Below are 25,495 nucleotides of genomic sequence, written 5' to 3' on the forward strand. Positions count from 1 at the left end.
TCTGGCTGGATCAGAAGCTGGGCGGATCAGAAGCTGAAGGACTCGTGGTGGATGCGGTGGCGCGGCACGCGGGCCTGGCGCAGCGCCGTGACGGCGTGTTCCATGAACGCCTCCGGTCCGCAGACGTAGACGTCGTGCGCGGCCAGGTCGGGGACCAGTTGCCGGAGCACGCCCGGCTGGATCGGGTCGCCCACCTCGCTGCGGCGGCCGACCAGGAACTGCAGGCGTGCGCCGCGCGCCTCGGCGATGGCGGTCAGTTCACGCCGGAAGAGCAGTTCCTCCGCCGTGCTGGCGCGATAGAGCAGGGTGAGCTCGCCGCGCCGGGCCGGCAGGCTCTCGAAGAGGGCGCGCAGCGGGGTGATCCCGACGCCCGCGGCCAGCAGCAGCACCTGCCGCGAGCGGCGGCGCCGCGCGGTGAAGGCGCCGTACGGGCCCTCGGCCCGCACCTTGGTGCCGGGCTTCAGCCGGGCGACGGCGGCGCTGTGGCCACCCAGGTCCTTGACCGTGAAGCGCAGGTAGTCGCGCGTCGGCGGGGCCGAGAGCGAGTACGGGTTGGCGGCCAGGCGCAGGCCCTTCGCCTGGAACTGGAGGCGGAAGAACTGGCCGGCCTCGGCGCCGAGCTCGTCCAGGTGGCGTCCGGTCAGGAACAGCGAGACCGTGCCGGGGCCCTCCGGCCGGACCTCGGCCACGCGCAGCTGGTGCCGCCGGTCCAGCTGCCACGGGCGCAGCAGCCGGAACCAGCCGACGGCCGCGGCCGTGCCCAGGTAGAGCCCGTACCAGAGCAGGCGTTCCGGGCCCTCGCCGAGGTCGGCGCCGTTGCTGAGCTGGTGGGCGAAGCCGAGCGCGACCGCGACGTAGGTGGCCAGGTGCAGGTAGTACCAGGTCTCGTAGCCGAGCCGCTTGCGGGCGGCCCGCGCCGAGAAGAACCCGGTGCCCAGCAGGATCAGGGTGCCGAAGGTGGCCTTCAGCATGTCGGGATAGGTCAGCACCACGCTGACGCCCTCGCCGATCACGTTCTTGTGCGCGGTCAGGGCGTAGCCCCAGATGACGGTGATCACGTGGGTGGCGATGAGGCCGACCAGGTAGCGGCCGCCCATCGCGTGCCAGCGGGCCAGCCGGTCGGAGCCGACCTCCCGCTCCAGCAAGGGGATGCGGGCCATGAGCAGCAGCAGCACCGGCGCGGCGTAGCCGGCCAGCAGACCGGTGATCCGGCCCGCGTTGGTCAGCCACTGGTCGACGCCGTCGACTCCGAGCGTGTTCTTCCACCAGATCGCCACGACACCCAGGGCGCCGAGGGCTATCGCGGCCAGGACCAGGCGTGCGACGGTGTCCACGGGCATCGTGGATCCCCCGGTGGGGGCGCCGCGGTGCGCGCCCGCGCGGGCGGCGCGCTGTTGCGTGACGGCGCTCATCGGCGACTCCCTCTGTCCCGTACTGTTCGGCTTCCCGTAACCCTGACAGCGCAGGTTCAGAATTCCCTATGAGTAAGAGGCCCTTCACGTCCCCCTCAGGGGGTGTTCTGGCAGGTCAGAGGCTCAAGCGCGGGGATTTCGACAGGCCGGGCGGGCAAGGTGATCTCATTGCTTTCTCATGGCCGCTCACTCGACTGCCCCAGAATGGCCCCATGTCCCAGGAGACCCTCATGTCCACGCCCGCACGGCGCATCCTCGTCGTCGACGACGAGCCCGACCTGGTCGACGTGCTGTGCGGGGCGCTGCGCTACGAGGGCTGGGAGACCCGCGGCGCGGGCAGCGGCCGGGAGGCCGTGGCGCTGGCCAGCCGTTGGCGGCCGGACGCCATCGTGCTGGACGTGATGCTGCCCGACTTCGACGGGCTGGAGGTGCTGCGCCGGGTCCACGCCGAACAGCCGGAGGTGCGGGTCCTCTTCCTGACCGCGCGGGACGCGGTCGAGGACCGGATCGGCGGCATCTCCGCCGGTGGCGACGACTACGTGACCAAGCCGTTCAGCCTGGCCGAGGTCGTGGTCCGGTTGCGCGGCCTGCTGCGGCGCGCCCAGCCCCCCTCCGTGCAGGCCGCCGAGGCGGCGGCGGAGGACGTCCTCACCCTGGCCGACCTGGCGCTCGACGAGCGCGCCCACGAGGTGACCCGGGGCGGCGAGCTGATCGACCTCAGCCCGACCGAGTACGCGCTGCTGCGCTACCTGATGCGGCACCCGCGCCGGGTGCTGAGCAAGGCGCAGATCCTGGACGCGGTCTGGTCCTACGACTTCGGCGGGCAGGCGCACGTCGTCGAGCTCTACATCAGCTACCTGCGCAAGAAGATCGACCACGGCCGGGAGCCGCTGATCCACACCGTGCGCGGCGCCGGGTACCTGCTCAAAGCCCCGCATGGCTGAGCCCCGCCGCAGGCGGTTCCTGCGACCGCCGCGCACGCTGCGCGGCCGCCTGATCGCCGGGCTGCTGGCGCTGCTAGCCCTGGCGAGCACGGCGATCGGGCTGGTGACCGTGTCCGAGCTGCACAGTTTTCTCGTCGCCAAGGTCGACCAGCAGCTCACCGAGACCGGTGGCCGCTATGCCGCGAGCCTGGAGAACGTGACGACGCACGGGGACACCCGGGCGCAGTCCACCGGCACCCTCGGCGTCGTCCTGCGTGAGGGCGACGTCGCCGCCGTCGGCATCGTGGACGGGGACGCCGACGACGCGGCGGGCGGGGACCCGGACGACCACCCCCGGTTCGGGCCCGCCACCCAGGCCGTGTTCGCGGCTCTCCCCATCGGCGCCGGGCCGGTCACCCGCGGCCTGGGCAGGGTGGGGGAGTACCGCCTGGTCGCCCAGCACGGGCGGGACGGGGACATCCTGGTCTCCGGCCTGCCGCTGGCGCCCGTCGAGGGCACCGTCCGACGGCTCCTCCTGGTCGAACTGCTGGTCTTCGCCGGGCTCTTCGCCCTGACGGCGGTGGGCGGCACGTTCTGGGTGCGGCTCGCACTGCGCCCGCTGGAGCGGGTCACCCGCACCGCCGAGCAGGTCAGCGCGCTGCGGCTGGCCAGCGGAGAGGTCGCGCTGCGCGAACGCGTCCCCGACACCGATCCCCAGACCGAGGTGGGCCGTGTCGGCATCGCGCTCAACCTGATGCTGGGCCACGTCGAGGACGCCCTGGCCCAGCGCCAGTCCGTCGCCGAACGACTGCGCGGCTTCGCCGCCGACGCCAGCCACGAGCTGCGCACCCCCGTCGCCGCCATCCGCGGTCACGCGGAGCTGGCGCTGCGCACCCCCGAGCCGACGCCGGAGCCGGTGCGGCACTCGCTGCGCCGCATCGAGGCGGAGTCGCTGCGGATGGGCGCGATCGTCGAGGACCTGCTCCTGCTGGCCCGCCTCGACGCGGGCCGTCCGCTGGCCCGCGAGGAGGTCGACCTCACCCGCCTCGCCCTCGACTGCGTCACCGACGCCCGCGCGGCCGGCCCCGACCACCGCTGGCGCCTGGAGCTCCCCGAGGAGCCCGTCCTGCTCACCGGTGACGCGGACCGGCTCCGTCAGGTCCTGGCCAACCTCCTGGCCAACGCCCGCGTCCACACCCCGCCCGGTACCCAGGTCTGCCTCGCCCTGCGCACCTCGGCCGAGTCGGTCCACCTCACCGTCACCGACACCGGCCCTGGCATCCCGCCGGACCTCACCCCGCACGTCTTCGAGCGCTTCATCCGTGGCGACCGCACCCGCTCCCGCGCCACCGGCTCCACCGGCCTCGGCCTCGCCATCGTCCAGGCGGTGGTCACCGCCCACACCGGCACCGTCTCTCTCGACTCCCGCCCCGGCCACACGGCCTTCGAGGTCCGGCTCCCGCTGTAGCCGTCCGGTCAGGCGTGGCCGACCACGCCGTCGGCCCGGGCGAGGAGGGCGCGCAGTTCGTGCAGGCGGGTGTGGTCCGGGCCGAAGAACTGTTCGGCGGCGGGCAGGGCCGCGCGCAGGGTGCGGGCGGCGTCGTCGCGACGGCCGAGGGCGAGGAGCGCGCGGGCCTCGACGATCGCGGTGGCCGCGGCGGTCTCGGCGGTGACCTGCGCGGGCACAGGCGCCGCGGCGAGGACGTCCAGCGCCTCGTGGTGGCGGCCCTGTGCGGTCAGGGCCGCGGCGAGGTTCACCTGGAGCACGTGGGAGTCCGTCTCGGCCGAGGGAGCGCTGCCGCCCTCGCTCGCGGCGACGACGAGGCCCTGCCGGGCCGCCGACTCCGCCTCCACCGGCCGGCCCTGGCCGGTCAGGGCCGCCGAGAGCAGGATCAGCGCCGACAGGCGCACGGCGGCCCCCGCCGGGCCCGGTGTTCCGGCGGCGGACTGCAGGAGCTGGTGGACCTCCGCCTCCGCCTCGCCGAACCGCTCGGCGTGACAGAGCGCGGCCGCGCGTCGGGCCTGGGAGACGCGGGTGAGGGCGCGTCGGTCGTCGTCCGAGTCGGCGAGCGTGGTCAGTCCCGCCCACGCCTCGGCCGCCTCGTCGTGACGGCCCACCCGGTCCAGTGCGTCGGCGTGCAGGACCCACGCCTGCACCAGCGTCTGACTGCTGCCGAGCCGCTCCCGCGCGGCCACCACCAACGCCGCCTGCTCGCCCGACTCCGCGACGGCGCCGGTCGCGCGCAGCGCGGCCGCCAGGCGGAACCGGAGCTCCAGCGTCACGTCGTGCTCGGGCGCGAGCCCGGCCTCGGCCTCGGCCAGCCAGGTACGCAGCGGGTGCAGCATCTCGCCGTACCGGCCGGACGCGAAGTACGGCTGCGTCCCCAGCGCCTTCGCGGCCAGGTCCGACGCCAGTCGTTGCGTGGCCCGCCACTCCCGCAAACGCCCCATCCCCACCCCTCCGTCGATCTCCGGCGCGCCATTGTGCCAGGTCGCCGAGGGCTCAGCGGGTGGCGGTGACTGCGGCTTCCGCCTCGGCCAGCAGGGCGCGCAGGCGCCGCACGCGCGGGTGTGGTTCGTCGAAGGCGACGAGCGCGGCGTCCAGGCCTGCCCTGGCCGCTTCCGCCGCCTCGGCGTGGCGGCCCAGGCCGAGCAGCGCCGTCGCCCGCCCCATGCCGATGGCGCTCGCACCGGCCCGCGCCCCCGACGGATCGACGATCGCGGCCGCGGCGTCGAGCCGGGCGAGCGCCTCGTCGTGGCGCTCCTGGGCGCTCAGTGCGGAGGCCAGGTTGACGTCGAGGATGCGCTGGAAGCTGCCGACCGGGAGCGTGGCCGAGGCCGACTCGGCGAGGGCCGCGCGCAGGAGTTGCTCCGCCTCGGCCGGACGCTCCAGGCCGACGAGGGCCCGGCCGACGGAGTTGAGCGCGGAGAGCCGCGGGTACACACGCATGTCCACCGGAAGCCGTTCGACCTCCGCGAGCAGCCGGCGGGCCTCCCGCTCGGCCTCCTCGTAGCGCTGCTCCATGCAGAGTTGGCCCGCGAGATTGGAATGGGCGGCCAGGCGCTCCACGAGCTGTTCGCCGTCGCGGCCCGCCGTGTCCGCGACCGTCCGGTACTCGCGCAGGGCGTCCTCGCCGCGGCCCTGGTCGGCGAGGGCCTGGCCGAGCAGCTCGCGCAGACGCAGCGTCAGCATGTGGCCGCCACCGAGCGCCGCGGCGGCCCGGTCGACGGCGGAGCGGATCCGGGGCTCGGCCGTACGCACCTGCTCGGCGTTTCGCAGCGCGACGAACGTCGCGACGTTCGCCCGCGCCTCCGCCTCGGCGTTCGCCCGCCGGCGCCTGTCGAACAGCCCCATGCCGCGCCCCTTCCGTGGAACAGCACTGCCCGTCCGCGGCAACGGGGGAATGGCGCGGACGGGCAGGCGGGACACATCCTGCACGGTGGATGATCACTTGTCGAGAGCTTGCGGAGCCCGATCTTCCGTCGGTGTGAAACCGTGACAGTCGAGCACCGGCAGGCGGGGATAACGCGGCAGCGTCCCGTCCGACGACGCCCGCCCGCAACGCAGGTACGCGGTGCCGCGCCGGGTCTCGTTCAGCAGCCGGTGCGCGCACGTGAGACACAGCCCCGGGTGCGCTCCCAGCTTGGTGAGGGCACAGGCGGCGTCGGTCACCAGCCCCGGGCCTCCCACTCGGCGAGGTGGGGGCGCTCCGCGCCGAGCGTGGTGTCGTCACCGTGGCCCGGGTAGACCCAGGTCTCGTCCGGCAGCGGGGCGAAGAGCTTGGTGCTGACGTCGTGGAAGAGGCTGCGGAACGCCGCCGGGTCGCCCCAGGTGTTGCCGACCCCGCCGGGGAAGAGGCAGTCGCCGGTGAACAGGTGCGGGTGGCCCTGCGGGTCGTCGTAGAGCAGGACGATCGCGCCCGGCGTGTGGCCGACCAGGTGGCGGACGGTCAGGCTGACCTCGCCGACGCGCAGGGTGTCACCGTCGTCCAGCGGGAGGTCCGTCGGCACCGGGATGCCCTCGGCATCGATGCGGCCCGCAGCCGTCCGCGCGCCGGTGGCGCGGACGACGTCGGCGAGGGCGTTCCAGTGGTCCTGGTGGCGGTGCGTGGTGACCACGGTGGCCAGGCTGTCGCCGACGGACTCCAGCAGCACGGGGGCGTCCGCCGCGGCGTCGATCAGCAACTGCTCGTCGGTGGCCCGGCAGCGCAGCAGGTAGGCGTTGTTGTTCATGGGCCCGACGGCGACCTTGGTGACCACCAGGTGCGCCAACTCCCGGACGTCGGGCGTCCCGCCGACCTTCACCGCTCCGTGATACGTCATGGGATCAGCCTAGCGGCGGGAGCGCCGGCAGGGCGGCCACCGGGTCCGGTGCCTGGGCGCTGCCCAGCAGCACGTCGAGGCCGCCGCCGTCGGAGCGGCCGGTGAGCCAGGCCAGCAAGGCCGACCCGGGGCCGATCACGGTGACGTCGGCGTGGTGCGAGCCCCTCGGCGCGCCCGTGTCGTGGACGGACCGGGGGTCGGGCTCACCCTCCGCGTCGGCCGGGTGGTCGGTGTCGACGAGGCAGAGGCTCGGCAGCCCCTCGCGGCCCGCGAACCTCGCGCTCACGCGCGCGAGCTGGTGCCGCACGAAGGCCTCCGGCCAGTCGCCCGGCGCGTACGCCTGCGGCAGACCCAGGTCGACGTGGTGGTACTCGACCTCCTCGATCCGCCTGGCGACCACCCCGCTCGCGGGGAACGCGCCGAGTCGGTGCGGGACCTCGGCCGCCCACGCGGCGTCCGGCATCGCGGCGACGGCCGCGTCGAACCGGGCCGCGCTCGCGCGCAGGTCCGCGGCGTGGGCGGCGAGGGAGCGCTTCGCGCCCGCCCGGATGCCCTCCTCGCGGGCCTCCGGGCTCGGGTACATCGGGGTGGGCGCGCCCGTGCGCGCGCCCGTCAGCAGGTTGGTCAGCCCGTCCGCGTTGCGGGCGATGTGGGCCAGGACGTGGCCGCGGGTCCAGCCCGGGAGCAGGGAGGGCTCGGCCAGCCGCTCCTCGCGCAGGGCGTCCACGGTGGCCAGCAGTCGCGAGGTCGCGGCGGCCAGGACGGGAATGTCAGTGGTGGGTGCGATGCTCAAAGGATGTCCCCCATATCTGGTTCGATCGTGACCCGGAGCACTTGTCCGTCGTTCCCACGAGCGGAGCGTTCCACGCGCTAGCGTTTCATCCGTTCGGGCGAACACGGTCGATTGCCTGAAAAATCGAACACGTGATCCCATTACTCTTGACTGACCAATGGTTCCCAGTCCGTTCATCCCGCTTTTGAAGGGCGCAGTAGCGTGGCAGACCGCCTCATCGTCCGCGGTGCTCGCGAGCACAACCTCAAGAACGTCTCGCTCGACCTGCCGCGTGACTCGCTGATCGTCTTCACCGGCCTCTCCGGCTCCGGCAAGTCCTCCCTGGCCTTCGACACGATCTTCGCCGAGGGCCAGCGGCGCTACGTCGAGTCGTTGTCCTCCTATGCCCGGCAGTTCCTCGGGCAGATGGACAAGCCCGACGTGGACTTCATCGAGGGCCTCTCGCCGGCTGTCTCGATCGACCAGAAGTCGACCTCGCGCAACCCGCGCTCGACGGTCGGCACGATCACGGAGGTCTACGACTACCTCCGCCTGCTCTTCGCGCGCATCGGCCACCCGCACTGTCCCGAGTGCGGTCGCCCGATCGCCCGGCAGTCGCCGCAGCAGATCGTCGACAAGGTGCTGGAGCTGCCCGAGGGCACCCGGTTCCAGCTGCTCTCGCCTCTGGTCAAGGGCCGCAAGGGCGAGTTCGTCGAGCTCTTCGCGGACCTGCAGACCAAGGGCTTCTCCCGCGCCCGGGTCGACGGCACGACCATTCAGCTGAGCGAGCCGCCGACGCTCAAGAAGCAGGAGAAGCACACCATCGAGGTGGTCGTGGACCGCCTCACGGTCAAGAAGAGCGCCCAGCGCCGCCTGACCGACTCCGTCGAGACCGCGCTCGTCCTCTCCGGCGGCACGGTCGTGCTCGACTTCGTCGACCTCCCCGAGGACGACCCGGAGCGCGAGCGCATGTACTCCGAGCACCTCTACTGCGTCTACGACGACCTGTCCTTCGAGGAGCTGGAGCCGCGCTCCTTCTCCTTCAACTCGCCCTTCGGCGCCTGCCCGGAGTGCACCGGCATCGGCACCCGCATGGAGGTCGACCCGGAGCTGATCGTCCCCGACGAGGAGAAGTCCCTCGACGAGGGCGCCATCCACCCCTGGTCGCACGGGCACATCAAGGACTACCACCTGCGCCTGATCAAGGCGCTGGGCAAGGAGCTCGGCTTCCGCACCGACATCCCGTGGGCGGGCCTGCCGGCACGCGCCAAGAAGGCGCTGCTGTACGGGCACAAGACGGAGATCGAGGTCACCTTCACCAACCGGTACGGCCGCGAGCGCTCGTACACCACGGGCTTCGAGGGCGCCGTCCCGTTCGTGCAGCGGCGCCACGCCGACGCGGAGAGTGACAGCGCGCGTGAGCGCTTCGAGGGCTACATGCGCGAGACGGCCTGCCCGGCCTGTCACGGCGCGCGCCTGAAGCCCGTCGTCCTTGCCGTCCGGATGGCGGGCAAGTCGATCTCCGACATCTCCTCCATGTCGATCGCCGACTGCGCCGAGTTCCTCGGCGGCATGGAGCTGAACGACCGCGAGAAGACGATCGCCGAGCGGGTGCTCAAGGAGGTCAACGAACGGCTGAAGTTCCTGGTCGACGTCGGCCTCGACTACCTCTCGCTCGACCGCGCGGCCGGCACCCTCTCCGGTGGCGAGGCGCAGCGCATCCGGCTGGCCACACAGATCGGCTCGGGCCTGGTCGGCGTGCTCTACGTGCTGGACGAGCCGTCGATCGGCCTGCACCAGCGCGACAACCACCGCCTGATCGAGACCCTGGTCCGGCTGCGGGACCTCGGCAACACCCTCATCGTCGTCGAGCACGACGAGGACACCATCCGCACCGCCGACTGGGTCGTCGACATCGGCCCCGGCGCGGGCGAGCACGGCGGCCGGGTCGTCCACTCCGGCTCCCGTGAGGGCCTGCTGAAGAACAAGGAGTCGCTGACCGGCGCCTACCTGTCCGGCCGCAGGGCGATCCCGCTGCCCGAGGTGCGCCGCCCGCTGGACACCAAGCGGCAGATCACCGTCCACGGCGCCCGCGAGCACAACCTGCGCGACGTCGACGTCGCCTTCCCGCTCGGCCTGTTCACGGCCGTCACGGGGGTCTCCGGCTCGGGCAAGTCGACGCTGGTCAACGACATCCTCTACACCCACCTGGCGCGCGAGCTGAACGGCGCGCGCAGCGTGCCGGGCCGCCACACCCGGGTCACGGGTACGGAGCTGGTCGACAAGGTGGTCCACGTCGACCAGTCGCCGATCGGCCGCACCCCGCGGTCCAACCCGGCCACGTACACGGGCGTCTTCGACCACGTGCGCAAGCTCTTCGCCGAGACGACCGAGGCGAAGATCCGCGGCTACCTGCCCGGTCGCTTCTCCTTCAACGTCAAGGGCGGCCGCTGCGAGAACTGCGCGGGCGACGGCACGATCAAGATCGAGATGAACTTCCTGCCGGACGTCTACGTCCCCTGCGAGGTCTGCCACGGCGCCCGCTACAACCGGGAGACGCTGGACGTCCACTACAAGGGCAAGTCCATCGCCGAGGTCCTGGACATGCCGATCGAGGAGGCGCTCGGCTTCTTCGAGGCCGTCCCGGCGATCGCGCGCTACCTGAAGACGCTGTCCGAGGTCGGCCTGGGCTACGTGCGTCTGGGCCAGTCCGCGACGACGCTCTCCGGCGGCGAGGCGCAGCGCGTCAAGCTCGCCTCGGAGCTGCAGAAGCGCAGCAACGGCCGGACCATCTACGTCCTGGACGAGCCGACCACGGGTCTGCACTTCGAGGACATCAGCAAGCTGATCAAGATGCTGACGGGCCTGGTCGACAAGGGCAACACGGTCATCGTCATCGAGCACAACCTCGACGTGATCAAGACCGCGGACTGGGTCATCGACATGGGCCCCGAGGGCGGTTCCGGCGGCGGCATGGTCGTCGCCGAGGGCACGCCCGAGGCAGTGGCGGCGGTCGGGGAGAGCCACACCGGCAAGTTCCTGCGCGACATCCTCGGCGAGGAGCGGGTCTTCGACTCCGTCCCCAAGCCGCGGAAGAAGCCCGCGCCCCGCAAGAAGGCCGCGACGGCAGCCAAGCGGTAGGGCGCTGAGCCCGTTCACAGGCACGGCGCCTAAGGTTGACGGCGGTTCCCGCGAGCGAGCGGGGCCGCCTGAGCCTGACGAGCCTGATGGAGTCCTTCGTGAACAGTGAGAACGGCGCCGAGACGGTCGGCTGCTGCCGTCGCCAGCTGCTGCGCGGCGCGGCGGCGGTCGGCATCGCCGGGGCCGGCGTCGCCGTGCTCTCCGCCTGCGGCGGCTCGTCGTCGGCGTCGACACAGAAGGGCCCCGTGACACTGGGCCCCACCAGCGACGTGCCGGTCGGGGGCGGCAAGGTCTACCGCGCGCAGCAGGTCGTGGTCACGCAGCCGAGCGCGGGCACGTACAAGGCGTTCAGCGCGGTCTGCACGCACGCCGGGTGCGTGGTCGACGGCGTCAGCAACGGCGTGATCAGCTGCCCGTGCCACGGCAGCCAGTTCAAGGCCACCGACGGCAGCGTCGAGCAGGGCCCTGCCCAGCAGGCCCTCCCCTCCATCCCGGTCACCGTCCAGAACGGCAAGCTCGTCGCGACGCTGAGTTAGTCGCACCCACCTCAGGCGGCGCAGCCGCCAGGGGCGCGGGGCTCTGCCGGTATGCGGCTGCGCCGCGTGGGCGCGAGCAACCGCGGGCGTGCGGATGGCCCTGCGCGCCCCGGACCATCCGCACGTCGGAGGGGGCACCTCTGGGGCACCTCCCGGCCGAAGGCTGGGGGAGGAGCCGCAAGTCAACGGAGCCCCGCGCCCCTGGCGCAGTGCAACTACCTGCGGGAGCGAAGGACCTCCAGGAGCGTTTCGGCTGAGCCCGCCGCGTGCGCGGCGCCGATGCGGTGGTACAGGGCCAGCGCCTCCCGGAGCTCCGTCGCCGCCAGCGGCGTCTCGCCCAGCGCCGCATGGGCCCGGGCGGAGCCTTCCAGCGCCCGCGCCTCCTGAAGCGGACTGCGGACGCGGCGGGCCAGGGTCAGGGCCTCCTCGTGGCAGCGCAGAGCCGCCGCCGGGCCGGCGAGGTCCAGCCGCAGGGTGCCTGTGCTGTTGAGGACCTCCGCCTCGCCGTGGGGGTCGCCGAGGTCGCGGAAGAGGGCGCGGGCCAGGGCCAGCTGCTCCGCCGCTTCCGCCGTGCGGCCGAGCGCGTGCCAGGCCCGGCCGAGGTCGTGCCGGGCGTTGGCCTCGCCGTTGCGGCTGCCGGAGGCCTGGAAGATGGCCAGCGCCTGCTGGTGGAGGTCGGCGGCCCGTTCCGCCGAGCCGGCGGAGAGGCTGACACAGCCGAGGTCCCACAGCGAGCGGGCGACCGCCTGCTCCGCCGCCGTCGTCCGGAACAGCCGCAGGGCCCGTTCGAACAGTTCCGTCGCCGCGTCGATGTTGCCCAGATCGTGGTGGATGCGGCCCAACGCCTGGCACGCGGTGGCCGCGCCCAGCTGGTTGTCGATCGCCAGGAACGCGGCCAGGCCGCGCTCGCCCAGCTCGACGGCGGCGCGCAGGTCTCCGCCCAGCTGGTGCACCCGAGCCAGGTCGCACAGGACGTGTCCCTCGCCCCATCGCTTGCCCAGGGCGACATAGAGCCGCAGGGCGCGTGCGCCGCTCTCCCCGCCCTTCGCGAGGTCGCCGGTCAGCCGGTAGGCACGGCCCAGCTGGAAGAGGGCGTTCGCCTGTCCGAGTTCGCTGCCCATCGCCAGGTAGAGCTCCAGGGAGCGTTCCAGTAGCGGCGCGGCCGCCGCGTAGTGGCCGCTGAACAGGTGGACCGAGCCGGTCTCGTAGATCGCTGTGGCCTCGCCCAGCCGCTCGCCCAGGGCCTGATAGAGGTCGAGGGATTCGGCGTGCGCACGTTCCGCGTCGGTGAAGTCGCCGCGCTGCATGTGGACGCGGCCCAGCGCGGTGAGGCACTCCGCCTGACCGAGCCGGTCGGCGCCGGCGCGTGCCCCTTCGGCGGCCTGACGCAGCAGGTCGACGGCTTCGGACAGCGGGCCCTCCTGGTGGAGCAGCGGGGCCAGGGCCAGCGCGAGGGCGACGCCGGAGGCCCTGCGCGCGGCCGACCCTCCGCTGACCAGCGCGAAGCGGGCCGAGGCGAGCAGGTTCTCCCACTCCGTGCGCATCCAGGCCAGGGCCGCCTCCTCGCTCCAGTCGCAGGCGTCGTCGTCGGACGCGACCGGCGTGGCGGTCTCGGCCCGGGGGCCGCGCCGCAGCGGCACGGCGGCCTGTTCCGCGGCGCGCTCGTAGTGCGCCAGCAGGCGGTCGAGCGCGGCCTGGTGCTCGTCCGCCTCCCAGCGGCGGGGCTCGCGGCAGAAGAGCCGGATCAGGTCGTGGAAGCCGTAGCGGCCGGGGACGTGCTGCGTCAGCAGGTTCTGGTCGAGCAGCGAGTCGAGCAGTTGCTCGGTCGCGAACGCGTCCTGGCCCAGCAGCGCCGCGGCGGCGTCGGCGTCCACGTCGGCACCGGGGATCAGTGCGAGCAGGGTCAGCAGCCGCTGCTCGGCGGCGGGCAGGGCTGTGAAGGAGGTCGCGAAGACGGCACTCAGGCCCCGGTCCTCCCGCTCCACGGCCCCCCGCGCACGCGCGACAGGGCCGCTCGCGCCTTGCCCCCGCCCAGCCGGGCCGGGGGCGTCGGAGCCGTCCAGCTGGTCCAGGCGGGGGAGTCGGTGGTGTTCGTCGCGCAGGCGCTCGACCAGGTCGGTCAGCCGGAGCGAGCGCCGCCGCCGCAGTTGCGCGGCGGCGATGCGCAGCGCCAGCGGCACGTAGCCGCACAGCGCGGCCAGTTCCAGTGCCTCAGGGCGGTCCTCCAGCAGGCGCACGCGGTCGGCACCGGCGACGCGGTGCAGCAGCGTCAGCGCCTCGTCCTCGCTGAGGACGCCGAGCTGAACGGCGAGGGAGTCGTCCAGGCCGGTCAGGCGCTTGCGGCTGGTCACCAGGACCAGGCAGCGCGAGGTGTCCGGCAGCAGCGGACGGATCTGCGCGCTGCCGATCACGTTGTCGAGCACGATCAGGGTCCGCGTCCCGGCCAGCCGGTCGCGCAGGCGGCGCGCCCGTCCGGCGGGGTCCTTCGGGATCGTCTTCGGCGGCACGTCGAGGGAGCGCAGCAGTGCGTCCAAGGCCTCGGCTGTCGTCATCGGGGTCGCGTTCGGCGTCCAGCCGCGCAGGTCGAGGAAGAGCTGCCCGTCGGGGAAGTCCGCGCGCACCCGCTGGGCGACATGGACCGCGAGGGCCGACTTGCCGACTCCGGCCATGCCGTCGACGGCCGCGACCACGGCCCATCCGGTCTCCTCGCCGTCCGCGGCCTGCCGGGCGCAGGCGAGCAGCCGTTCCACCTCGCCCGCGCGGCCGGTGAAGGCCCGCGCCTCCGCGGGGAGCTGGCAGCGCGCCGCCGGAGCGGCCGCCGACGCCGACCGGGGCGTTGCGCCGACGCCCGCGGCGCCCGCGACCCCCGCGATCCCCGGAGCCTCGCCGCCCGAACCCGCTCGTCCCTCCTCGGCACCGTCCACGGCGGCGGCCAGGGCAGCGGCGGCGGCCGCGGGCCCGCCTGCGCGCGCCGCGCGCGGATCGGTCCCGGTGCCGGCTCTGCCGCCGGGGGTTCCGGTCGGCCCGTGCCCGCGTGTGCCCCCGTGCCCGCGTGTGCCCCCGTGCCCGCGTGTGCCCCCGGGCCCGTCCGCCAGGGCGTCCGGGAGCGCGGGCCCGTCCTCGGCAAGGGCCAGCAGGTAGACCTGCTGGACCGCCGTCCCCGGGTCCACACCCAGCTCCTCGCTGAGCCGTACCCGCAGTCGTCCGAAGACCTCCAGCGCGTCGGCCCGGCGTCCGTCCCGCAGCAGCGCCGTCATCAGGTCACGCTGGAACTCCTCGGCGAGCGGGTGCTCGGCCGCCCAGCGGGTCAGCTCGGGGATGAGGTCGTGGTGGCGGCCCAGCCGCAGCTCGGCGGCGGCGCGCCAGGAGCGCAGCTGCTGCCGGGAGGTCTCCAGTGCGTGCTGGAACGGGTCGGCCGGGCCGGACTCGGCCAGCGCGGGCAGGTCCTCCAACAGCCGTCCCCGCCAAAGGCGCAGGGCCGCCGCCGCCTCCCGGCTGACGGCCTCCCAGTCGCGGCCGCGCCGGGCCTGCCGGGCGCTCTCGGCGCGGCGGCGGAACTCCTCGGTGTCCAACTCGCCGGGCTCGACGCGGATCAGGTAGCCGGAGGCGGTGGTGCGGATGCGGTCCTGTTCCTCCGTGCCGAAGAGACCGCGCAGGCGGGCGACATGGTTCTGCAGGGAGGCGCGCGCGGTCGGGGGCACGGCGTCACCCCACAGCGCGTCCAGCAGGCCGTGCGTCGGGACCGTCTCGTTGGCACGCAGCAGCAGCGCGCCGAGCAGCAGCCGGCCCTTGCGCGAGGTCAGCGGCAGCACCGTGCCCGCCCCGCCCTCGACCGACAACGGCCCGAGCAGCCCGAATCGCAATCTCCCCACCCCAACCGTCGCCTCGCCCGGCAACCGAGAGCGGAGCCGAGGCGCGAAGGATGCTAACAGTCCGGTTCGACTGCGGCCGACCCCGCTCCAACTGCGGTTTCGTTCACGGGGTGGTGGGCTGTTGGTGATCCGTTGGCGAGTGCGTGGAAGATCCCGTTATCGGCCTGGCCGACGGTCCGGGGGGAGCGTCGGCCCGGCCACGGCCTCACCAGGCCAACGGGGGCAGAAGCGTCCGCACACGTCACCGTCGTGCCGAGCCGGGGGAACGCCGGAGGGCTCGGCACAGCCGCTCCGGGGCGTGGGACGCCGCCGCACGGGCTCGCATCGGGGGATACGAGCCCGTGCGGCTGATTGCCGCACCAAGTGCACGTCAGCTGCCGCGCAGTGGTGCCCTATTCCGTGACGTGCTCCACCGTGCCGGCGGCGACCGTGCGGCCGCCCTCGCGCACCGCGAAGCCCAGTCCCGGCTCCAGCGGCACCGCCTGACCGAGCGTCACCGTCGCCTCGACGGTCTCGCCGGGCAGCGCGACCGTGACGCCGTCCGGCAGCAGCACGTCGCCGACGACGTCCCCGGTCCGCAGGTAGAACTGCGGGCGGTAGCCGCTGGTGATCGGCGTGCGGCGGCCGCCGTCCGCCGTGGCGAGCAGGTGCAGCCGGGCGGTGAACACCCGGTGCACCGAGGCGCTCCCGGAGGCCGAGACGACCATGCCGCGCCGCACCTGTCCGCGCTGGATCCCGCGCAGCAGCAGGGCGACGTTGTCGCCCGCCTCGGCGCTGTCCATGGTGCGGCCGAAGGTCTCCACCCCGGTCACGACCGAGGAGAGCTCCGCGCCGTAGCCGAGGACGTCGACCCGGTCGCCCATGCGCACGCTGCCGCGCTCGACCGCCCCGGTCACGACCGTGCCGCGACCGGTGATGGTCAGCACGTTCTCGACCGGCATCAGGAACGGCGCGTCGGTGTACCGGACGGGCGTGGGCACGTACGCGTCCACGGCGTCCAGCAGCTCCAGCAGCGCGGCCGACCAGACCGGGTCGCCCGCCAGCGCCCGCAGCCCGGACACCCGCACCACCGGCAGCCCGCCACCGTCGTAGCCGTGGGCGGTGAGCAGCTCGCGGACCTCCAGCTCGACCAGGTCCAGCAGCTCCGGGTCCCCGGCGTCGGCCTTGTTCAGCGCGACGACGACGTGCTCGACGCCGACCTGCCGGGCCAGCAGCACGTGCTCGGCCGTCTGCGGCATCACACCGTCCTGCGCCGAGACGACCAGGATCGCGCCGTCCAGCTGGGCCGCGCCGGTGATCATGTTCTTCACGAAGTCGGCGTGGCCGGGCATGTCGACGTGGGCGTAGTGCCGCGTGGCCGTCTCGTACTCGACGTGGGCGATGTTGATGGTGATGCCGCGGGCGGCCTCCTCCGGCGCCCGGTCGATCCGGTCGAACGGCACGAAGGCCGCGCCGCCCTGCTCGGCCAGCACCTTGGTGATGGCGGCGGTGAGGGTGGTCTTGCCGTGGTCGACGTGACCCATGGTGCCGATGTTGAGGTGCGGCTTGGTCCGCACGAAGGCCTGCTTGGCCATGATGCTGCTCTTCTCCGGGAGTTGACTCCTGACGGGACCTCAGGGCGGGGCCGACCTTCCCCGGCAGAGGTCCCGGGGGATCGACCCGGGGAAGGTCAGCGTCGCGCGCCGTCGAAGGCGGTCGCGGCTGCGGACACGCCTGCGAGCGCTGCGTCCGCCCGCGTCAGGGCAGCGGCCATCGCGCCCGCGACTGCGGGGAACTGGGCGATGGCGTACCGGAACATGCGCACCATCGTGCCGGTCGGCCCGCGGCGCACGCCAACGGTTTTCCGGCGCCCGTCCGACCTCCGGCGTAGCCTGGGAGAGCGGTGTCCTGGTGAACGGTGGTCGAGCATGGTGACCTCGGGAACAGCGGCGGCCCAGGCCGGGGAGACGGTCATCGACGTCTCCGGCCTGCGCATGAGGTACGGCCCGTTCGAGGCCGTGCGCGGGATCGACCTGCGGGTCCGGCGGGGCGAGATCTTCGCGTTCCTCGGGCCTAACGGCGCGGGCAAGACCACGACCGTCGAGATCCTGGAGGGCTACCGGGGCCGCAGCGCCGGGGAGGTCGCCGTGTTCGGGGAGGACCCGGCACGGGCCGGCCCCGGGTGGCGCGCGCGGATCGGGGTGGTGCTGCAGGAGTCGCAGCCCGAGCGCGACCTCACCGTGGCCGAGTGCCTGCGGCTGTACGCCGGGTACTACCCGGCGCCCCGCCCGGTGGGCGAGACGCTGGAGCTGGTCGGCCTGGGCGACCAGGCGGACTCGGTGGCCACCCGGCTCTCGGGCGGGCAACGTCGGCGCCTCGACGTCGCGCTGTCGCTGATCGGCGACCCCGAGCTGCTCTTCCTCGACGAGCCCACGACCGGCTTCGACCCCACCGCCCGCCGCGCCGCCTGGGACATGATCGCGGGGCTGCGCGACCTCGGCGTGACGGTCTTCCTCACCACGCACTTCATGGACGAGGCCGAGCACCTCGCCGACCGCGTCACGGTGATCTCCGACGGCCTGATCGTCGCCGAGGGCACGCCCGGCACGATCGGCGGACGCGAGCGCGCGGCCGCAGAGATCCGGTTCACGCTGCCGCCGGCGACGGCGCTCGCCGACCTCCCCGCGCCGGTCCTGGCCGCGCTGGCGGACGGCGAGGGGGAGGGCGACCGGCTGCTGCTGCGTGCGGACCAGCCGCTCGGCGTGCTCGGGCCGTTGATCGGCTGGGCGGAGACCCGCGGCCACGAGCTGCCCGACCTCGAAGTGCGGCGCCCCAGCCTGGAGGACGTCTACCTCCAGCTGACGTCGCCCGAACGGGAGGCGGCCACGTGACGACCCACCGCGCGCCGCCGGGGGACGTGGCCCGGCTCGCGCTGCACCAGTTCCCCTACGACCTGCGCGCGTTCCTGCGCAACCCGCAGTCGCGGTTCTTCACGCTCGCGCTGCCGGTGCTCTTCCTGGTGATCTTCGCCTCTGTGTTCGGTGGGCACAACACCGTCAAGGTCCCCGGCGGGACCATCGACACCTCGGTCTACTACGTGCCGGGCATCATCGCCCTCGGCATCATCGGCGCGTCCTTCGTCAACCTGGTGATCTCCGTGACCGCCCAGCGCGAGGCGGGCGTGCTCAAACGCCGCCGGGCCACGCCCGTCCCCGCCGCCTCCGTCATCGCCGGACGCGCGCTCACCGCGGTGGTGGTCGCGGTGGTGATCACGGCCGTGCTGCTGGTGGTCGGCTGGGCCGTCTACGGCGCGCACATCCCCGCCCGGACGGCGCCGGCCATGGCGGTCACGGTGGTGCTGGGCGCGCTCTCGTTCTGCTGCCTGGGCTACGCCCTCGCCTCGGTGATCCGCAACGAGGACGCGGCCCAGCCGGTCACCCAGGCGGTGATGCTGCCGCTGTACTTCATCTCCGGCGTCTTCATCGCCTCCTCGGTCCTGCCCCGCTGGCTGGTCGACGTCGGGAACGTCTTCCCGGTCCACCACCTCGTCGCGGCGCTGCTGACCGCCTACAACCCGCACACCTCCGGCGCGGGCTTCGCCTGGACCGACCTCGCGGTCGTCGCCGCGTGGGGCCTCGGCGGCCTGCTGGTCGCCCTGCGCCGCTTCAGCTGGCTGCCGCGCGGCGGCTGAGGAGGGCTGAACCGCCATGGCCACCGAAACCCAGACACGACACGGGCGTTGCCCGCGCCACGGCCCCGTGGAGGCCACCCGTGAGGTGCCCGCGATCACCTTCCCATGGCTGTACCACTGGGTGCGCCGCAGCCTGGCCGCCCGCCGCGAACCGTTCCGCTGCCCCGACTGCGGCGCACCCGTGGAGGGTTAGGCCCCTCCGGTCTAGGTGCAGGGGGCGTCGGCCTTCCACACGGCCCAGGAGGCCGGGTCGCTGGGCACGGCGCCGGTGGAGACATAGGTCGCGGTGTAGTTCTTGCCGCTGTAGGAGACCACAGCGCCGGAGGTGTAGGTCGTGGTGGAGCTCCACGGGGTGGCGCAGGTACCGCCGGAAGCGGTCGGCGTGGGTGTCGGGGTCGGGGTCGGCGAGACGGTCGGCGTGGATGTCGGGGTCGGGGTTGGGGTGGGCGAGACGGTCGGCGTCGGCGTGGGTGTGCCCCCGCCGCCGTACGGGTCGGCGATCACCGTGACCGTACGGTCCTGCACGCCCCAGTTGTTGGCCTGGTCGCCGGGGAGCCAGATGTCGACGGTGTCGTTCTGGATCCAGGTGCCGAGATCGGCCGCGTAGCAGGTCCCGTAGCCCGGCACGGTGACGTACGTGCCCCACGGGATCACCCGAGGATCGGTGGCGCAGACGCCGAGTTGGGCGTTGTAGCCGGAGGCGTCCTGGCCGGTGTTGTCGTAGGACGTGACCATCACCGGGATCTGCGTGCCGACGGCCACGTCACCCGCGCCCGGGGCGAGCGCCCCGTTCGCGCCGAGCCAGTAGGGGACGGAGAGCTGCCCGAGCGAGGCGTCCGAGTTGCTGGTGTCGTACATCGCCACGACGTCGTAGTAGGCGCCCTGGCAGGGGGAGCTGTCGGTGACCGTCAGCGGGCCGGTCTGGCCCCAGTAGCTGATGTAGCCGATGTCCACGCCGTCGCGCCACACCTTGTAGGCGACGGCGTTCGGGACGGGCGCGACGGTCACGGTGACCTGTCCGTTCGCCAGCGTGCCGGTGAGGGTCGGCGCGGCGGGGCGGGCGGAGAAGTTCACGGCACCGGCGGTCTGCAGCGGCGCCACCCAGGGGGTGACGCTCCGCGCGGGCGGCGTGATCCCGGCGGCCCAGAACGGGCACGCGGGCAGTGTGCTCGCCGCGTCCGGCCGGGCGACGTCGGCGGTGGCGGGGCTCGGCGCTCCGAGGAGCAGGGTGAGGACGGCGAGGACGGCCGCGGCTGCCGCCGCGAGCCATAACCGGGTGCGGGTGCGGGGGCCCGAGCGCATGGGGGTGCGAGGCATGTCCTGCTGCTTCCTGCCGGCGGGGTGTGGGGGAGTCGCCGCAGGGTGGGCATGGCATGTACACCCGTAGGCGCTGCTGGCCAGTGAAGCCCGTCGCCTGAGTGCCCGTCAAGGGGTCTAGACCAAAGGCGTTCGCCCGCGCGCAGCGCCATGGCCGACCAGCCGCGCGGTGAGTCGGCGTACCGGATTGGACATCGCGATGATCCGGGTCAACGAGCGGCTCGGCTACCGGCCCGACCACACCGAGGTGGTCGTCGAGTCCGACCTCGGCGCGATCGAGGCGCTCCTGGGCTCCGGCACGGACTCCCGCCCGGCCTGACCGGCACCGCGCACACGGGACGCGACCCGGTCGTCACTCCTGGTCGGTACGGTAGGGGGCATGGCCGACCCGTCCACCTACCGTCCCGCGCCCGGGCAGATTCCGGACTCGCCCGGGGTCTACAAGTTCCGCGACGCCGACTCGCGCGTGATCTACGTCGGCAAGGCCAAGAGCCTGCGCCAGCGCCTGGCGAACTACTTCCAGGATCTGGCCAATCTCCACCCCCGGACGCGGCAGATGGTGACCACCGCCGCGTCCGTGGAGTGGACGGTGGTCGGCACCGAGGTCGAGGCGCTCCAGCTGGAGTACACCTGGATCAAGGAGTTCGACCCGCGCTTCAACGTGAAGTACCGGGACGACAAGAGCTATCCCTTCCTCGCCGTCACCATGAACGAGGAGTTCCCGCGCGCGCAGGTGATGCGCGGGTCGAAGAAGAAGGGGGTGCGCTACTTCGGGCCCTACGGCCACGCCTGGGCGATCCGCGAGACGCTCGACCTGATGCTGCGCGTCTTCCCGGTCCGCACCTGCTCCGCGGGCGTGTTCAAGCGGGCCGAGCAGATCGGGCGGCCCTGCCTGCTGGGCTACATCGGCAAGTGCTCCGCGCCCTGCGTGGGCCGGATCAGCGCCGACGACCACCGCGATCTCGCCGAGGAGTTCTGCGACTTCATGGCCGGCCACGCCGGCACCTACATCAAGCGCCTGGAGGCCCAGATGCGCGAGGCGGCCATGGAGATGGAGTACGAGAAGGCCGCCCGCCTGCGCGACGACATAGAGGCGCTCAAGCGCGCGATGGAGAAGAACGCCGTCGTCCTCGGCGACGGCACGGACGCCGACCTGCTCGCCTTCGCGCAGGACGAGTTGGAGGCGGCCGTCCAGATCTTCCACGTGCGCGGCGGTCGCGTGCGCGGTCAGCGCGGCTGGGTGACGGACAAGGTCGAGCAGATCGACACCCCGCTGCTGGTCGAGCACGCGCTGGTGCAGCTCTACGGCGAGGAGAGCGGCGAGGGCGTCCCGCGCGAGGTGCTGGTGCCGGCGCTGCCGGAGCCCGTCGAGCCCGTGCTGGCCTGGCTTGCCGAGCGGCGCGGCAGCAAGGTCGACCTGCGCGTCCCGCAGCGCGGCGACAAGCGCGAGCTGATGGTCACGGTCGAGCGCAACGCGTTGCAGACGCTCGCGCTGCACAAGACCAAGCGCGCCGCGGACCTCACCACCCGCTCCGTCGCACTCCAGGAGATCGCCGACGCCCTCGGGCTGGAGAGCGCCCCGCTCCGCATCGAGTGCTACGACATCTCGCACCTCCAGGGCCAGGACGTGGTCGCGTCCATGGTCGTCTTCGAGGACGGGCTGGCCCGCAAGTCCGAGTACCGCCGGTTCGCGATCAAGGGCTTCGAGGGCCAGGACGACGTCCGTTCCATGCACGAGGTGCTCACCCGCCGCTTCCGGCACCAGGAGCAGGCCCCGGCCAAGGACGAAGAGACGGGCCGGGCCCGGCGTTTCGCCTATCCGCCGCAGTTGATCGTCGTCGACGGCGGCCAGCCGCAGGTCGCCGCCGCGCAGCAGGCGCTGATGGAGGCCGGCGTCACCGATGTGGCACTCTGTGGCCTGGCCAAGCGCCTGGAGGAGGTCTGGCTGCCGGACGAGGACGACCCGGTGGTCCTGCCCCGCTCCAGCGAGGGGCTCTACCTGTTGCAGCGCGTGCGCGACGAGGCGCACCGCTTCGCCATCACCTACCAGCGCCAGAAGCGGGCCAAGCGCGCCACGAGCAGCGCTCTGGACACCGTGCCGGGCCTCGGGGAGTCCCGGCGTCAGGCGTTGCTGAAGCACTTCGGCTCGCTGAAGAAGCTGAAGGCCGCGACGATCGACGAGATCTGCGAGGTTCCCGGCGTGGGAAGCCGCACGGCGGAGGCCGTTGCGGCAGCGTTGGCCTCACGTACACCGAGTGCTCCGGCGGTGAACATGGCCACAGGCGAGATTATGGAAGAGTCGGACATCATGGGCGTCACATCCGCGAGTGGCATCACTCCGGAGAGTGATCAGGGGAAGCCCTAGACGTCATCGCGCGTTGTTTGTACTGATGTGACCGAAAGCGGGGAGAAAGCAGTGAGTACGCCTGAGAGGCCGGCGCCGGCCGAGCCACCACAGGACAGCTCCGAGGTTCCGGAGCTGGTGATCATCTCCGGGATGTCGGGCGCCGGACGCAGCACCGCGGCCAAGTGCCTGGAGGACCTCGGCTGGTTCGTCGTCGACAACCTGCCGCCGGCGTTGATACCGACCATGGTCGACCTCGGCGCCCGCTCCCAGGGCGCGGTGGCGCGGATAAGCGCCGTGGTGGACGTGCGTGGCCGCAGCTTCTTCGACGACCTGCGCACGGCCCTGGACGATCTGGAGAAGAGCGGCGTACGCCTGCGCGTCGTCTTCCTGGAGGCATCCGAGGAGGCGCTCGTCCGCCGCTTCGAGAACGTCCGCCGCCCGCACCCGCTCCAGGGCGACGGCCGCATCGTCGACGGCATCGAGCGCGAGCGCGAGCTGCTGCGCGAGCTGCGCGGCGAGGCCGATCTCGTGATCGACACCTCCAACCTCAACGTGCACGAGCTGCGCGCCAAGATGGACGCGCACTTCGCCGACGAGGCCGAGCCGGAGCTGCGGGCGACGGTGATGTCGTTCGGCTTCAAGTACGGCCTGCCCGTGGACGCGGACCTCGTGGTCGACTGCCGCTTCCTGCCCAACCCGCACTGGGTCCCGGAGCTGCGCGCCCACACCGGCACCGACGAGGAGGTGGCCCGGTACGTCTTCGACCAGCCGGGAGCCAAGGAGTTCCTCAACGGCTACGCCGAGCTGCTGCGGATCGTCACCGAGGGCTACCGCCGCGAGGGCAAGCGCTATATGACGATTGCCGTAGGCTGCACCGGAGGAAAGCACCGCAGTGTGGCGATGTCGGAACGGCTGGCCAAGCGCCTGATCGCCGACGGCCTGGAGACGGTGCTCGTCCACCGGGACATGGGGCGCGAGTGACGAGGCGACGGCACGGTCGGTAACCGGGCCGCCTCTCGCCTCGCTCGAAGGCGATAGGGGCGCGGGTTGGCAGGTAGCTACAGCGGCGCGGCCGGCGGGCCGGGCGGGGCGTTCCGAGCGGCGCGTCGTCGCGGCAGACGGGCCCCGCGGATCGTCGCCCTCGGCGGCGGCCAGGGGCTCTCCGCGTCGCTGCGTGCCTTGCGGCGGCTGACCGACGAGCTGACCGCGGTGGTCACCGTCGCGGACGACGGCGGCTCCAGCGGTCGCCTGCGCGACGAGCTCGGTGTCCTGCCGCCCGGAGACCTGCGCAAGGCGCTGGCCGCGCTCTGCGGCGACGACGAGTGGGGCCGCACCTGGTCCGAGGTGATCCAGCACCGCTTCCAGAGCGACGGCGAGCTGCACGGCCACGCGCTGGGCAACCTGCTGATCGTCGCGCTGTGGGAGAAGCTGGGCGACCCGGTCGCCGCGCTGGAGTGGCTCGGCCGGCTGCTGGGCGCGCACGGGCGGGTGCTGCCGATGTCGGCCGTCCCGCTGCACATCGAGGCGTCGGTGCGCGGGATCGACCCCGCGCACCCGGACGTGCTCAGCACGGTGCGCGGGCAGGCCGAGGTGGCTGTGACCCGGGGTACCGTAGAGGCGATCAGGCTGCTGCCCGAGGATCCGCCCGCGGTCCCCGAGGCGGTGGAGGCGGTGCACGCCGCGGACTGGGTCGTGCTCGGCCCCGGTTCCTGGTTCACCAGCGTGCTGCCGCATCTGATGGTCCCTCAGCTGCGAGATGCGGTGGCCGGGACGCAGGCCCGCAAGGTGCTGGCGCTGAACCTGGTCGCCCAGCCCGGCGAGACCGAGGGTTTCTCGCCGCAGCGGCACCTGGAGGTCTTCCTGGAGCACGGCCGCGGCGTCGAGTTGGACTTCGTCCTCGCGGACTCCGCGGCGGTGGGTGCCGTCGCGGACACCGAGGAACTGCGGGACGCGGCGAAGCGCCTGGGCGCCGAACTCGTCCTGGCGCCCGTCGCGGCGAGCGACGGAGCGCGACACGACCCGGAGCTTCTGGCCGCAGCGTACGACCGGATCTTCAGAACGCATGGAAGGATCGCGCCATGGCGATGACGGCAGCTGTGAAGGACGAAATCAGTCGGCTTCCCGTCACCCGGGCTTGCTGCCGCAAGGCAGAGGTGTCCTCGATCCTCCGCTTCGCGGGCGGTCTGCACATCGTGAGCGGACGCATCGTGATCGAGGCCGAGCTGGACACCGGAGTAGCGGCAAGGCGGCTGCGCAAGGATCTGCTGGAGATCTTCGGACACTCCTCGGACCTGGTGGTGATGGCCCCCGGCGGGCTGCGCCGCGGCAGCCGGTACGTGGTGCGGGTGGTCAAGGACGGCGATCTGCTGGCCCGGCAGACGGGCCTGGTGGACGGGCGGGGGCGCCCGATCCGGGGTCTCCCCCCGGCGGTGGTCTCCGGTGCCACCTGTGACGCGGAGGCGGCGTGGCGGGGCGCGTTCCTCGCGCACGGCTCCCTGACGGAGCCGGGGAGGTCCTCCTCGCTGGAGATCACCTGCCCGGGTTCGGAGGCGGCGCTGGCGCTGGTCGGCGCGGCGCGCCGGCTCGGCATCCCCGCGAAGGCGCGGGAGGTGCGGGGCGTGGACCGCGTCGTCATCCGCGACGGTGACGCGATCGGCGCGCTGTTGACGCGCCTGGGGGCGCACGAGTCGGTGCTGGCCTGGGAGGAGCGGCGGATGCGCCGCGAGGTCCGGGCGACGGCGAACCGGCTCGCCAACTTCGACGACGCGAACCTGCGCCGCTCCGCGCGGGCGGCGGTGGCCGCGGGTGCGCGGGTGCAGCGGGCCCTGGAGATCCTCGGCGACGAGGTGCCCGAGCACTTGGCCGCGGCGGGGCGTCTGCGGATAGAGCACAAGCAGGCCTCCCTGGAGGAGCTCGGCAGCCTGGCCGACCCGCCGCTGACGAAGGACGCGGTCGCGGGCCGCATCCGTCGCCTGCTGGCGATGGCGGACAAGCGCGCGACGGAACTGGGCCTGCCGAACACCGAGCAGAGCCTGACGGAGGAGATGGTGGCCGGCTAAGGCCCGGTTGCACCTGTCCAGGGGCGGGGGGGGCGGGGCGGCCACCCCCCCCCCGGGGGGGGGGGGGGGGGGGCGGGGCCCCCCGCCCCCGGGGGGGGGGGGGGCGGGTGCGCGCGCGCCCGC

The 25,495-nt window shown here is 73.2% G+C and carries 22 protein-coding genes; 12 read left to right on the forward strand and 10 right to left on the reverse strand.

What is annotated here, in order from left to right; all coding sequences use genetic code 11:
- Positions 1-26: 26 nt before the first annotated feature.
- Positions 27-1,412 carry a ferric reductase-like transmembrane domain-containing protein gene (locus ABH931_RS11120; RefSeq protein ID WP_370112189.1) on the reverse strand — a complete coding sequence of 462 codons (1,386 nt, stop codon included), beginning with the start codon at positions 1,410-1,412 and terminating at the stop codon, positions 27-29.
- Positions 1,413-1,624: 212 nt separating this feature from the next.
- On the opposite strand from ABH931_RS11120, the gene ABH931_RS11125 reads away from it, so the two are divergent.
- Together ABH931_RS11125 and ABH931_RS11130 are read left to right on the forward strand one after the other, a co-directional pair.
- Positions 1,625-2,356 (forward strand): response regulator transcription factor, encoded by a 732-nt coding sequence (locus tag ABH931_RS11125; RefSeq protein WP_370112190.1) that lies wholly within the window; start codon positions 1,625-1,627, stop codon positions 2,354-2,356.
- Positions 2,349-3,803, forward strand: a complete 1,455-nt coding sequence (locus ABH931_RS11130; protein ID WP_370112191.1) for a sensor histidine kinase — start codon at positions 2,349-2,351, stop codon at positions 3,801-3,803. Before ABH931_RS11125 ends, ABH931_RS11130 begins: the two co-directional genes overlap by 8 nt.
- A gap of 8 nt (positions 3,804-3,811) precedes the next feature.
- Here ABH931_RS11130 and ABH931_RS11135 read toward each other — a convergent pair whose 3' ends face one another.
- From ABH931_RS11135 to ABH931_RS11155, 5 genes are all read right to left on the reverse strand, one after another.
- Positions 3,812-4,786: a hypothetical protein gene (locus ABH931_RS11135; protein ID WP_370112192.1), complete on the reverse strand. Its 975-nt coding sequence runs from the start codon at positions 4,784-4,786 to the stop codon at positions 3,812-3,814.
- A gap of 52 nt (positions 4,787-4,838) precedes the next feature.
- Positions 4,839-5,690 (reverse strand): hypothetical protein, encoded by an 852-nt coding sequence (locus ABH931_RS11140; protein WP_370112193.1) that lies wholly within the window; start codon positions 5,688-5,690, stop codon positions 4,839-4,841.
- 93 nt (positions 5,691-5,783) lie between these two features.
- The gene (locus ABH931_RS11145) at positions 5,784-6,008 is read right to left on the reverse strand and encodes a hypothetical protein (RefSeq protein WP_370112194.1); all 225 of its coding nucleotides are present in this window, start codon (positions 6,006-6,008) and stop codon (positions 5,784-5,786) included.
- Entirely contained in the window at positions 6,005-6,658 is a 654-nt protein-coding gene (locus tag ABH931_RS11150) for an MBL fold metallo-hydrolase (protein WP_370112195.1), read from the reverse strand. Before ABH931_RS11150 ends, ABH931_RS11145 begins: the two co-directional genes overlap by 4 nt.
- Before the next feature lie 4 nt (positions 6,659-6,662).
- Positions 6,663-7,451 carry a maleylpyruvate isomerase family mycothiol-dependent enzyme gene (locus ABH931_RS11155; RefSeq protein WP_370112196.1) on the reverse strand — a complete coding sequence of 263 codons (789 nt, stop codon included), beginning with the start codon at positions 7,449-7,451 and terminating at the stop codon, positions 6,663-6,665.
- A gap of 201 nt (positions 7,452-7,652) precedes the next feature.
- Between ABH931_RS11155 and uvrA the strand changes: the two genes are divergently transcribed.
- Positions 7,653-10,571, forward strand: coding sequence for an excinuclease ABC subunit UvrA (gene uvrA / locus ABH931_RS11160; protein ID WP_370112197.1), 2,919 nt, complete (start codon positions 7,653-7,655; stop codon positions 10,569-10,571).
- 98 nt (positions 10,572-10,669) lie between these two features.
- Complete coding sequence (locus ABH931_RS11165; RefSeq protein WP_370112198.1) at positions 10,670-11,107, forward strand: Rieske (2Fe-2S) protein; 438 nt, start codon at positions 10,670-10,672, stop codon at positions 11,105-11,107.
- Between the two features lie 215 nt (positions 11,108-11,322).
- Here the strand turns inward: ABH931_RS11165 and ABH931_RS11170 are convergent, their stop codons facing one another.
- From ABH931_RS11170 to ABH931_RS11180, 3 genes are all read right to left on the reverse strand, one after another.
- Complete coding sequence (locus ABH931_RS11170) at positions 11,323-14,979, reverse strand: BTAD domain-containing putative transcriptional regulator (RefSeq protein ID WP_370112199.1); 3,657 nt, start codon at positions 14,977-14,979, stop codon at positions 11,323-11,325.
- Positions 14,980-15,371: 392 nt separating this feature from the next.
- On the reverse strand, positions 15,372-16,553 hold the full coding sequence (tuf, locus tag ABH931_RS11175; protein ID WP_370112200.1) for an elongation factor Tu: 1,182 nt from the start codon (positions 16,551-16,553) through the stop codon (positions 15,372-15,374).
- 95 nt (positions 16,554-16,648) lie between these two features.
- Complete coding sequence (locus ABH931_RS11180; protein WP_370112201.1) at positions 16,649-16,777, reverse strand: hypothetical protein; 129 nt, start codon at positions 16,775-16,777, stop codon at positions 16,649-16,651.
- Positions 16,778-16,886: 109 nt separating this feature from the next.
- Between ABH931_RS11180 and ABH931_RS11185 the strand changes: the two genes are divergently transcribed.
- The 3 genes from ABH931_RS11185 to ABH931_RS11195 are packed head-to-tail and all read left to right on the forward strand — an operon-like array spanning position 16,887 to position 18,842.
- Complete coding sequence (locus ABH931_RS11185; RefSeq protein ID WP_370112202.1) at positions 16,887-17,849, forward strand: ABC transporter ATP-binding protein; 963 nt, start codon at positions 16,887-16,889, stop codon at positions 17,847-17,849.
- Positions 17,846-18,649, forward strand: a complete 804-nt coding sequence (locus tag ABH931_RS11190) for an ABC transporter permease (protein WP_370112203.1) — start codon at positions 17,846-17,848, stop codon at positions 18,647-18,649. The genes ABH931_RS11185 and ABH931_RS11190 overlap by 4 nt, the downstream gene beginning before the upstream one ends.
- 16 nt (positions 18,650-18,665) lie before the next feature.
- The gene (locus tag ABH931_RS11195) at positions 18,666-18,842 is read left to right on the forward strand and encodes a hypothetical protein (RefSeq protein ID WP_370112204.1); all 177 of its coding nucleotides are present in this window, start codon (positions 18,666-18,668) and stop codon (positions 18,840-18,842) included.
- Positions 18,843-18,853: 11 nt separating this feature from the next.
- On the opposite strand, the gene ABH931_RS11200 is transcribed toward ABH931_RS11195, so the two are convergent.
- On the reverse strand, positions 18,854-19,966 hold the full coding sequence (locus tag ABH931_RS11200; protein WP_370112205.1) for a 3D domain-containing protein: 1,113 nt from the start codon (positions 19,964-19,966) through the stop codon (positions 18,854-18,856).
- Between the two features lie 169 nt (positions 19,967-20,135).
- Here ABH931_RS11200 and ABH931_RS11205 point away from each other — a divergent pair, with 169 nt between their 5' ends.
- The 5 genes from ABH931_RS11205 to whiA all read left to right on the forward strand — a co-directional run bounded on the left by ABH931_RS11205 (position 20,136) and on the right by whiA (position 25,372).
- The gene (locus ABH931_RS11205) at positions 20,136-20,285 is read left to right on the forward strand and encodes a hypothetical protein (protein WP_370112206.1); all 150 of its coding nucleotides are present in this window, start codon (positions 20,136-20,138) and stop codon (positions 20,283-20,285) included.
- Positions 20,286-20,345: 60 nt separating this feature from the next.
- Positions 20,346-22,331: an excinuclease ABC subunit UvrC gene (gene uvrC, locus ABH931_RS11210; RefSeq protein WP_370112207.1), complete on the forward strand. Its 1,986-nt coding sequence runs from the start codon at positions 20,346-20,348 to the stop codon at positions 22,329-22,331.
- A gap of 51 nt (positions 22,332-22,382) precedes the next feature.
- Entirely contained in the window at positions 22,383-23,294 is a 912-nt protein-coding gene (gene rapZ, locus ABH931_RS11215) for an RNase adapter RapZ (protein ID WP_370112208.1), read from the forward strand.
- Positions 23,295-23,360: 66 nt separating this feature from the next.
- Positions 23,361-24,401 carry a uridine diphosphate-N-acetylglucosamine-binding protein YvcK gene (gene yvcK / locus ABH931_RS11220; RefSeq protein WP_370112209.1) on the forward strand — a complete coding sequence of 347 codons (1,041 nt, stop codon included), beginning with the start codon at positions 23,361-23,363 and terminating at the stop codon, positions 24,399-24,401.
- Entirely contained in the window at positions 24,392-25,372 is a 981-nt protein-coding gene (gene whiA / locus ABH931_RS11225) for a DNA-binding protein WhiA (protein WP_370112210.1), read from the forward strand. Before yvcK ends, whiA begins: the two co-directional genes overlap by 10 nt.
- The last annotated feature ends 123 nt before the right edge of the window (positions 25,373-25,495 follow it).

The sequence above is a fragment of the Streptacidiphilus sp. MAP12-33 genome, assembly GCF_041261265.1.
Lineage (GTDB): Bacteria > Actinomycetota > Actinomycetes > Streptomycetales > Streptomycetaceae > Streptacidiphilus.

Coding starts and splice junctions, on each gene's coding strand:
- ABH931_RS11120 (WP_370112189.1), bottom strand. CDS start 1,412: ATGAGCGCCGTCACGCAACAGCGCGCCGCCCGCGCGGGCGCGCACCGC.
- ABH931_RS11125 (WP_370112190.1), top strand. CDS start 1,625: ATGTCCCAGGAGACCCTCATGTCCACGCCCGCACGGCGCATCCTCGTC.
- ABH931_RS11130 (WP_370112191.1), top strand. CDS start 2,349: ATGGCTGAGCCCCGCCGCAGGCGGTTCCTGCGACCGCCGCGCACGCTG.
- ABH931_RS11135 (WP_370112192.1), bottom strand. CDS start 4,786: ATGGGGCGTTTGCGGGAGTGGCGGGCCACGCAACGACTGGCGTCGGAC.
- ABH931_RS11140 (WP_370112193.1), bottom strand. CDS start 5,690: ATGGGGCTGTTCGACAGGCGCCGGCGGGCGAACGCCGAGGCGGAGGCG.
- ABH931_RS11150 (WP_370112195.1), bottom strand. CDS start 6,658: ATGACGTATCACGGAGCGGTGAAGGTCGGCGGGACGCCCGACGTCCGG.
- tuf (WP_370112200.1), bottom strand. CDS start 16,553: ATGGCCAAGCAGGCCTTCGTGCGGACCAAGCCGCACCTCAACATCGGC.
- ABH931_RS11180 (WP_370112201.1), bottom strand. CDS start 16,777: ATGTTCCGGTACGCCATCGCCCAGTTCCCCGCAGTCGCGGGCGCGATG.
- ABH931_RS11185 (WP_370112202.1), top strand. CDS start 16,887: ATGGTGACCTCGGGAACAGCGGCGGCCCAGGCCGGGGAGACGGTCATC.
- ABH931_RS11195 (WP_370112204.1), top strand. CDS start 18,666: ATGGCCACCGAAACCCAGACACGACACGGGCGTTGCCCGCGCCACGGC.
- ABH931_RS11200 (WP_370112205.1), bottom strand. CDS start 19,966: ATGCCTCGCACCCCCATGCGCTCGGGCCCCCGCACCCGCACCCGGTTA.
- uvrC (WP_370112207.1), top strand. CDS start 20,346: ATGGCCGACCCGTCCACCTACCGTCCCGCGCCCGGGCAGATTCCGGAC.
- whiA (WP_370112210.1), top strand. CDS start 24,392: ATGGCGATGACGGCAGCTGTGAAGGACGAAATCAGTCGGCTTCCCGTC.